Source organism: Methanothermobacter sp. EMTCatA1, from assembly GCF_002356395.1.
GTDB classification, from domain to species: Archaea; Methanobacteriota; Methanobacteria; order Methanobacteriales; family Methanothermobacteraceae; genus Methanothermobacter; species Methanothermobacter thermautotrophicus.
Map to the genome: position 1 here is coordinate 1,122,984 of NZ_AP018336.1, position 9,517 is coordinate 1,132,500.

General features: G+C 47.3%; 10 protein-coding genes (1 of these 10 running past the window's edge). 4 read left to right on the top strand and 6 right to left on the bottom strand.

Annotation, left to right across the window (positions count from 1 at the left end):
- Positions 1-171 precede the first annotated feature (171 nt).
- On the top strand, positions 172-2,100 hold the full coding sequence (locus tca_RS05995) for a 3H domain-containing protein (protein ID WP_286708704.1): 1,929 nt from the start codon (positions 172-174) through the stop codon (positions 2,098-2,100).
- A gap of 61 nt (positions 2,101-2,161) precedes the next feature.
- Here the strand turns inward: tca_RS05995 and fhcD are convergent, their stop codons facing one another.
- The 5 genes from fhcD to tca_RS06020 form a co-directional block, all read right to left on the bottom strand.
- Positions 2,162-3,055 (bottom strand): formylmethanofuran--tetrahydromethanopterin N-formyltransferase, encoded by an 894-nt coding sequence (gene fhcD, locus tca_RS06000; protein ID WP_286708705.1) that lies wholly within the window; start codon positions 3,053-3,055, stop codon positions 2,162-2,164.
- A gap of 230 nt (positions 3,056-3,285) precedes the next feature.
- Positions 3,286-3,894: a sensor histidine kinase gene (locus tca_RS06005; protein ID WP_353681348.1), complete on the bottom strand. Its 609-nt coding sequence runs from the start codon at positions 3,892-3,894 to the stop codon at positions 3,286-3,288.
- A 36-nt stretch (positions 3,895-3,930) separates the two neighbouring features.
- Positions 3,931-4,350: a PAS domain S-box protein gene (locus tag tca_RS06010; protein WP_286708706.1), complete on the bottom strand. Its 420-nt coding sequence runs from the start codon at positions 4,348-4,350 to the stop codon at positions 3,931-3,933.
- Between the two features lie 91 nt (positions 4,351-4,441).
- Positions 4,442-5,458 carry a UPF0104 family protein gene (locus tag tca_RS06015; protein WP_286708707.1) on the bottom strand — a complete coding sequence of 339 codons (1,017 nt, stop codon included), beginning with the start codon at positions 5,456-5,458 and terminating at the stop codon, positions 4,442-4,444.
- 73 nt (positions 5,459-5,531) lie between these two features.
- Entirely contained in the window at positions 5,532-6,023 is a 492-nt protein-coding gene (locus tca_RS06020; protein WP_286708708.1) for a metallophosphoesterase, read from the bottom strand.
- Positions 6,024-6,177: 154 nt separating this feature from the next.
- Here tca_RS06020 and tca_RS06025 point away from each other — a divergent pair, with 154 nt between their 5' ends.
- The 3 genes from tca_RS06025 (at position 6,178) to tca_RS06035 (ending at position 8,961) form a co-directional block, all read left to right on the top strand.
- On the top strand, positions 6,178-6,399 hold the full coding sequence (locus tag tca_RS06025) for a TRAM domain-containing protein (RefSeq protein WP_010876887.1): 222 nt from the start codon (positions 6,178-6,180) through the stop codon (positions 6,397-6,399).
- Between the two features lie 332 nt (positions 6,400-6,731).
- Entirely contained in the window at positions 6,732-8,162 is a 1,431-nt protein-coding gene (locus tag tca_RS06030; RefSeq protein WP_286709240.1) for a TrkH family potassium uptake protein, read from the top strand.
- Between the two features lie 148 nt (positions 8,163-8,310).
- A complete protein-coding gene (locus tca_RS06035) occupies positions 8,311-8,961 on the top strand; it encodes a TrkA family potassium uptake protein (protein ID WP_048061014.1) in 651 nt (216 codons plus the stop codon).
- A gap of 251 nt (positions 8,962-9,212) precedes the next feature.
- On the opposite strand, the gene tca_RS06040 is transcribed toward tca_RS06035, so the two are convergent.
- Positions 9,213-9,517, bottom strand: partial view of an MBL fold metallo-hydrolase gene (locus tca_RS06040; RefSeq protein ID WP_286708709.1) — the end only. It continues 313 nt past the right edge of the window; 305 of the gene's 618 nt are visible here — the last part of the coding sequence; its start codon lies beyond the right edge, outside the window — the gene reads right to left on this strand; the stop codon is at positions 9,213-9,215.

Here is a 9,517-nt window from a genome sequence, read left to right on the forward strand (position 1 = left end):
AACCCCCTCTCCGTGTTCAGGATAGCCTCAAATTTATTGAAGCTTGCTTATCAATACTCCAGTCATTCAGTACACCGGCGCAGATTTTCGTGACCCGTGCGGATGGAATACTCCTAATTTATATTGTTGTCTGCAGATTATTAATATATCAATACCAGAGCGAGGTTTCCCATGCCACCTCAAAGGAATCCAATGGAGAGTATCCAGTACGTTCCCATCTCAATCATATACTACGCCCTCGCAGCCCTGACAGCCCTCATAGTATATGGCATACTGGGTTCAATCTACATAATGGGCCTTGACTTCTACAACGCAGTCTACTTCACCATTATAACCATTGCAACCGTTGGTTACGGGGATATAATCCCTCTTACCATACCCCAGAAGATATTCTCCGTGACACTGGCCCTAGGTGGTGTGGGGCTGATTGCATACGTTTTCAGCTTAACCGTTTCGGTGGTTACAATGACCCTGCAGGATACCATATCAGGCGCCCGGATACGCAGGTTGATGCAGTCAATGAACAACCACTTCATTCTCTGTGGTTTTGGCCGTGTTGGATCTGCTGTTTTTAAGGAGCTCCAGAAAAGGAACCAGAAGAGCATAATAATTGAGAAGGACCGTGAGATAGTTGAAAAGGAACTATGGGATGATCCCAATGTCCTTGCGATACCCGAGAGCGCCGCAGATGAGGAGACCCTCAGGGCGGCCGGGATAAAAAGGGCCAGGGGGGTTATAATAACAACAGGCGACGACGTCGACAACCTCTTCATAACACTCACCTGCAGAGAGCTTAACCCCGACATATGGATCGTGACAAGAGCCAGCAAGAGGGAGAACATCAAAAGGCTGTACCGTGCAGGGGCCAACCGGGTCATCTCACCCGAAATCAGTGGAGGAGAGGACATCTACTTCGCAGCCATGGAACCAACAATGGTGAAGATAACCGTTAAGCATGATGTTGACGACATTGGAAGGGAGGCCAGAATAATACTGAAACATGGCTGCACACTGGAGGACATAGAATACCACCTCCCTGAATTCAAGGAGCCCCTGGTGAGGAAGATTGGTGTATCTGAGGGCGGGGAACTTGAAAGGTTCCTGAAGATCCTTGAGAGGGACCCGGCCAGGAAGAGCTCCCTTAAAAGGATCTATGAATCCGTCAGCGGCATACATTCCCACTGGATATCCGGGCCTGACAGGGAGAGCATAGACGCTGTTATCGATGAACTCAAATCAGAGGGGATACTGCTGGGTGTGAACCTCAATGATGAGGAGATAAAGGATGTTGCAAGGAAACACGGTCGTCTCGTTGAAATAATAATAAAGCCTGAGATGAGCATCGTTGAAAACCACGGGGTCGATGACATCAGGAGAGAGGCTGAGATCATAATAAATCATGGCTGCACCATTGAGGATATAGAGTACTATCTCCCGGGATTCTCAGAACCCCTCAGAAGGAATGTGGGGGTTAGCTCCATGGAAGAAATCGGCAGTTTCATAAAGACCCTCAGGAGTGAACCCCGTAAACTTGAATCCCTTGACAGGCTCTACACCCTTTCAGGTGGTGGGATACACTCCCACAGAATTTCAGGGCCTGACTCAAAGAGCCTTGAGCTGGTGGAAAGGGAACTCAAAAAGGAGGGTTTCCTGATAGGAGTCAACCTCAAGCTCAGTGAAATCAAATCAATAATACAGGAGTCAGGCCGCGTTGTTGAGATGCTGCTGAAGCATGACCTCGGAAACATGGATGACAAGGAAATAATAATCCAGAGGGGTGGCCGTATCCTTGACTCAAAGCACTACCTCCCGGGGGTTAAACAGGTCGTTACAAGGAACCTCAACATAAGGAACATGGATGATCTGAAAAGGTGTATGGAGGAACTGGAAACCCCGGACGCCCGAAGGTCTCTGAAGGCCCTCTACAGCATATCCCGGAACATACACTCCCACACAGTGGCTGCAGCCGACGTCAGGGTTATAAGGAAAATTGAAGAGGATCTCAGGAAAAGGGGCATACTGCTCGGTGTTAACCTCACCGAGGACGAGATATGGGAAATAGTTGAAAGTGAGATGATGGAAAAATTCTGCATAGAATAAAAAGGTTAATCCCTGGAGTACCAGGGCAGATGTCCAAAAAAAAATATGGATCTGATTAAAATCAGAACAGGTCATGGAGTTTTATCTTGTAGGCCCCGAGGTTGCCGCCGTAGTTTCCTGCACTTATCTTTATTATACCCGGAACCGTGCAGGCAGCCTTTATACCCTCATTCATGGCCTCCCTTACAGCCTCTTCATCAACACCGTCTATGACTATCTCGTAGACCCCGTTGACGTTTTCAGGTATCTGGGTGTCCTCAACCTCGTCCTTGAGGGTCACGCACATCTTCTCATTGGTTGATGCATTGAGGAATTTGTACTTGTTTGAACCGACCTTTGATCCTGAAGCAACCACTCCACCAGGGAAGGGTGTTACAGTACCTTCAACTGCTGCTATGGCATCAACAGCTGCCTGTGCAGCCAGGAGCGCTGATGACTGGCTGTCGCCCATTATGAAGAAGTTTCCGCCGGCCACTCCATCCTTTATTCCGAACTCACTTTCAATCAGGAAGTCCCCTGACATTATTGGGATTGAGTGGATCTTTCTTCCATCAATTTCAAGTTCCTTTTCGTAGCCGTCACCGAAGAATTTGAGTTTGAATCCTATGTTGAGCTTCTCATCCTCATCATCCAGTGCATCGAAGACAGCTGTGGTTGGTGCTGTGAGGATACCCATCCCTATCCTTTCAAGTAGCTCATGGTCAAGGCTCTTCTTGGATGGGTTGCATATCATTATAATGTACCCTGGTCTTCCGTCAGGTGTCTCCTCAGGTGGAACATAGCAGTCGATGCCAGCCTCTGCGGGGCACCCTATAACTGAGGTACCGTAACCTGTTGCCTCGGTTGCTGCTATTTTGGCAAGTTTTTTTGTTGCTGCGGTTACAAGAACCCTTGAAACCTTTATGCCAAAGGCCTCTGCAAATGTGTCTTCTATTTCAACACCATTTATCTCCATAACTATCACCTAGTTGATTTACTGGGAGAATGTTTAATATATTTTTCTACTTTCAATTCAGCTTAGAAATAACTGTAAAACCATGAATCTGAGGGCCCCTATGGATAATAAGAGGGGTGTACACCGGGTGATAGCTCATATGGTTATTACAGGTGCTCAGAGAAATTATTTATATACTCATCTCAGACACGAAGACCCCATCAAGGTAATGTTCCGGTAACCGGTGATGATCATGGCTTCAGGACCCTCACCTTGAAGCAGGTGCCCGGGGATAGCGTATAGTCGACCTTTGCCTCTATCTGATTGATGAGGTTTTTAACAAGCTGCAGTCCAAGTGAATCTGCGCCCTCGAAGTCTACGCCCTCAGGGAAGCCCCTTCCATTGTCTCTCACCTCAAGCATGTAATGGTCACCCTTATCCATGAAAACTGCCCTTATCCTGCCATCCTGGTCTTCGGTGAATGCATGCCTGAAGCTGTTGGATAGGAGTTCTGATAGTATCATCCCGAATGGTACTGCAAGGTCCAGGCCCATATCCACATCCTCAAAGTACATCTCAAGCCTTACTCTGCCCGGCTCAGGGGAGTATGTGCTCAGGATACCTGACACAATGCTCCGGGCGTAGGCCCCGAAGTTTATGGTGTCAGAGGATCCCTCATATATCAGTTTCTCATAGGCCTTCCTTATGGACTTCAGACGGTTCTGGGTGTCCCTCAGAAGTTCATAGTCGTCCTCGTCCTTTATGTATGGAAACTGAAGGTTAACTATGCTGGTGATCAGCTGGAGGTTCCTGTCGATCTGCCTGTAAAGACCGTTTATCGTGTTTTTGAGTTCATCTATTCTCTGCTCAAGTTCCCCAACCTCCCTGAGCCTTTCTTATGCGTCCCTCGCAGTTAAAAGCACGAATAACTGGCCGGAAATCTCAAGGGGTCTGAGATTGAGTTCAAGTGGCACCATCCTTCCATCTGAATCAAGGAACTCAAAGAGACCGCTGCACTCACGCGGCTCTTCTGCCATTCTGTCAAGCAGAATCCTCAGCCTTGATTTCTGTATCAGTGGTACTGCCCGGAGGCTTGGAAGATACCTGCCCCTCAATTTATCGGGTTCATATCCGATCATATCCGCGAAGGACTGGCTCAGGTCAAGTATGAAGCCATTTATATCCTGGAGGATCCATGGATCGGAAGATTCCAGTATAAGATTGAGGTAATCTGGTGATGAGCGTATCTCATCCACCAGTTTTTCATACAATTTTTCATCATGAACCTTTTCGGTCAAAAAAACCTTTTCAAGCATTTTTATCCCCCTAACCTTAAGGTCATCTGGGTATAATTTTCATCATCGCACAATAAATCATTTTCCATAATTTCAATTTAACCATATCAGTTCACAGTTTATCCATAAGCTTCTCTGAAACAGATGATCCAAAGTAGGGTATGACCGCCACACCCATGGCCGAGATCATCCAGAAGGATATGAGCCTCTCGACCACCGTTGCAGCTGCACTTACAGATGGTGAAACACCCGCATATGAGTAGAAAACAATCATTATGCCGTCAACAGCGCCAAGACCTCCCGGGAGCAGTGGTATCATCCCTATAAGGGTGGCGAGTATGAAAACCTCGGCGATTACCAGCAGTGATATGTCTGTTCCGAAGGCTGCGAAGATCAGGTAAACCCTTATGATCTCAAGGATCCAGAGGAGGAATGATATGGGTATGCCATAAAGCAGGACATTCTTTTCTGCCAGCATCATCCTCATAGTACTCTGGAATTCATGGAGAGCTCTCCTTACTCTCCTCTCAAGCCTTTCATGGTTCTTCCTGTAGAACCTCTTTACAACCTCAAGTATCCATCCTGTTATCCTCTCACCAGCATCCCTGTCAACGGATACGTACAGGGCAAGGAAGAACGCCACCACAATGATGACCACAGAGGCTATCAGGGCAGCCAGTATCCACCGGGAGAGATCAAAATATAACACGATGCCTATTATGGTGAGTACTGCCAGGAATATGAAGGGGAATGTGTCAAGGCCCCTGTCAGCTATCACGGTTGCAAAGGCTGACTCCATGGAGGCCCTGGAATACTTTCCAAGCATGTAGGCCCTCACAGGTTCCCCTCCTCCCCTTGCACTCGGTGTGAGGTTGTTTATGGCCATGCCAACAAGGAGCATCGGGAAGAGGTGCCTCTTTCCAACATCTATTGAGACCGCCCTTGTTGTTATTGACCAGCGAAGGGTGAAAAGGGCGAGTATGATGAACTCCAGGACCACAGCCATGAGCACATACACTGGGTCCGCCTTTCTGAGGGCCTCCTCAATCTCGCCGGGCCCTATTATCAGTATCATCGCTGCAAGGGCCACAACTCCTATTACTATTAAAATTGCTCCTTTATGCTTCATTTAAACCAACATAACATCTGATTCCTGAAATTGCTCCTTTAAAGCAGCATGGCTCTGAACCGTTTTCTGCCGCTCATAGACTTACAAACTCACATTTCATGCTGTCCGTGTCAAGGAGGGCCAGTGTCCTCTCACCTGAGAGATAACCGCACAGTTCGCCGGGATTTACGGTCACGATACCTGAATCTGAAAATTTCCTCTTATGTGTGTGCCCTGTCACAACAAGGTCATACCTCCCGGACTCAACCACACATTCAAGGATTTCCGGCTCGTGGCCATGGATAACAGCTATCCTGAGGCCGTCAAATCGGAGAGATTTGAAGTCGGAGAGCTCTGTCAGGTGACTGTAGGCCTTTCTCAGGCCATCCCTTTCCCCGTCGTTGTTTCCGAATATCGCCTCGAACTTCATTTCAAGCTTCCCGAATTCTGGGGCTGTGAAGGGAGATATGAGGTCCCCTGCATGTATAACAAGGTCAACAGATTCCCGGTTGAGGTAATCAACCGCCCTCCCTATTGCCTCAAGATTATCATGTGAATCTGCTATCAGTCCGATCAAATAAACCACCCGGTGATAGTAGTTAATGGCTCCACATACATTTATATACTATGATGCTTAAGTTTATGTATGGGATGCATGATGGTCATTTGATTATTCTTACTGATTCTGGTTTGAATTAATTGCATGATTCTTGTGTGTCCCTACTTAAGGATGTGATGAATTGTTTGGAGATAACTACTATAGAAAGGAAACATACTCCACACCGGTGAATGTGGGTGAGGAGTACGAAGTTAAAATTGAAGACCTTGGCAGAGATGGTGATGGAATAGCCCGTGTCGAAGGTTTTGTTGTTTTTGTACCTGGTGCAGGTGTAGGCGACGAGGTCAAGATAAGGATAAGTGCAACCAGGCGCAAGTTTGCTTTCGCTGAAGTTGTAGAATAGATTTAAGTTATGTACCTGGAGTAGACTCTTCTACTCATCGAAATTTATTTTTTTGGTTCAGGTTCAGCGGTAGGATGAAGGTCCGCTCTTAAGTTATTTTCTTCCATAATAACATCAGCTGCTTCTAAACCCTGATTAGATATTCCCCATATAAACAGCAGCATACAGACAGCTCAGACAGTATCCGTCAGATACCATAGATGCTGCATTATTCCAGCGGCCGCTCTAAAAATTTATATTGCAATGTCCTGACACTACTCAAATACTATCCACCCATAACTTGCCGCTCTAAAAATTTATATTGCAATGTCCCCATTCATATATTGGTACTTATGAGATACGTTGGAAAGCGGGACCTTTTTACAGTGGGCAAGTATCTTGGCACGATAATGCAGGGAGTGGGTTTTGTTGTTGCACTGCCAGTCTTCGTTGCCATCATCTACGGTGAGGGCAACCTGCAGAGTTTCATTATACCTGCATTCATTTCTCTGGGTGCAGGGACCGTCCTGAAGAGGTACATGCCCGAGGAATGTTCAGTGCGCCTCAAGCACGGGATGATGGTTGCATGCCTGGCATGGCTATGGGCAGGGCTCATCGGGAGCCTCATAATGATATCTGCCCTCAACATTGACTTTACAAACGCATTCTTTGAGAACATGTCTGCATGGACAGGAAGCGGGCTCACCATATTCTCCAGTGTAGAATCCCTCCCTAAATCCATACTCTTTTTAAGAAGCCTTGAGCAGTGGATAGGGGGCCTTGGTGTGGTCATAGTTGTTATAGGAATACTCATAAGGCCAGGTACCGCTGCATCGCGTCTCTACAAGTCCGAGGCCAGGGACGAAAGAATAAAGCCCAGCATACCAAATACAGTTAAGACCATCTGGTGGATCTACATAACCTACACCGTTCTCGGGATCGTCCTTTACGGCTTCACAGGGATGCCCCTCTTTGACGCCATCAACAATACCCTGACAAATCTTTCCACCGGTGGGATGTCAATTAAGAACATGAACATAGGATACTATCACAGCACCGCCGTTTACCTTGTAACCATGCTCCTCATGATACTGGGAGGTACGAGTTTCCTTGTCCACTATCAGCTCATAAAGGGCAGGTTTTTCAGTGTGCTTCATGATATACAGTTACAGGCCACCGTGGTCTTTATAAGCATCTTCACCATCCTTGCAGTCTACGTCGGGGGTGTTGCCCCCCTGGAGTCCATCTACCATGTTATATCGGCACTGAGCTGTACCGGTTCAAGCATAAGTTCAACCCCCCAGATGGTGGCATGGCCGGCATACTTCAAGGTTGTGCTCATAACCTGTATGCTCATAGGAATGGCTGCCGGTTCAACCACCGGGGCCGTCAAGATAATAAGGGTGATAACCGTCCTCAAGGGGGTTTACTGGGAGATCATGCGAATACTCGCCCCTGAGGGATCAGTTATACCGAGGAAGATATCAGGGAAGTCTGTGAGTGACACCGAGATAAGGGAGGCGGGTTCCTATATAAGCCTCTACTTTGTCCTTCTATTTTTCACATGGTCGGTCCTTGTGGTCTACGGTTATGACCCCCTGAATTCACTCTTTGAGGCCGCCTCTGCCCAGGGAAACGTGGGGCTCAGCATGGGTATAACCAGCTTCAATTTACCCGTCGTCCCGAAGATGGCCCTCATCCTGAGCATGTGGCTTGGAAGGCTTGAGATAATCCCTGTAATTGTGCTTATACGGGGCTTTGTGGAGGCATTCAAGGCAGGCTGATGCTCAACCCGTAAAAAATGATCTGGAGGTTACTGAAACCCTTATTATAAGTGGAAAAACCTTATTAATGATGAGGTTTAACACAAGTAAACACCAGTTACATTGATACCGGTTACATTGATTTTTTCCTAATCTAGAAGGTGTGGATATGTATGTTGTTATAATGGGTGGAGGACGAGTCGGCTTAACACTTGCAAACCTCCTCATATCAGACGGACATGATGTTACTCTCATAGAAAACGAGGAAACACTCTGTGCAAACGCGGCGGTGGAACTGGATGCCCTTGTAATATGCGGGAACGGTACAGACATAAAGACACTTGAGGAGGCCAATATATCCAATGCAGATGTCTTTGTGGCTGCAACAGGAAACGATGAGGCCAACCTCCTTAGCTGCATACTGGTGAGGGAGTACAGTATCCCAAAGATCATTGCAAGGGTCAGTAACCCTGACCATGAAGAGGCCTTCAAGAAGGTCGGTATAGATCATGTTATAAGTCCTGAACGGACTGCTGCGGGTTATCTTGAGAAGCTCATAACAAGGCCAAAGGTCGCCGACCTTATAGTCCTCGGTCACGGGGATGCCGAGATCCTGGACATGGAGATCAGGAGCAGCAAGGTTGTTGGCAAAAGGGTCGGGGATGTCTCCCCTACCGACAAATACATAATAGTGGCCATCTATAATAACGGCGACCTCATAATACCCCAGCCAGACATGGTCCTTGAGAGGGGTACCAAGGTATCTGTACTCGTCAAGACCGATGCCGTGAAAGAGGCCACCAGGAGATTCACAGGATAATCACTGTGACTCAACCGGAGCATGGAGGGCTAAAACTATTATTTTTACGCAGATATGTGCCATGACTCCATTGAACTCCAATTTTTCGTTCTTATAAAGAGAAAGATTTTCTACAATTCTGAAAATGGGGTATTCCCGCCGGATCCGATTTTCTACATTCTGAAAACCATAGATCATTTCCGCCGGATCCTGATTGAATGAAAGTGCACTGGAAGTGCTGCATCTACTCTAAACTGATCTTCCCAGGATGTCTAGAGTCCGAGAAAAGACGCAGCAAGTTCCACATGCCTTGATCCGTTATCAACCCAGGGACCGTGACCAGGGAATAGGTACTCAACGTCGAGTCTTCTGAGTCTCCTTATGGAATCTGCGAGTTCAGAAATGTCTCCTCCAACATCAACCCTTCCAAAACCGCCGTCAGCAAATACTGTGTCCCCTGAGATGAGTGATTCGCCGTCGTAGAGGCATATGCATCCCGGAGTATGGCCCGGTGTGTGTATGACCTCAAAGTCGCCCACAAAATCTCCTTCACCAAGCTCCACAGCCACATCCATGG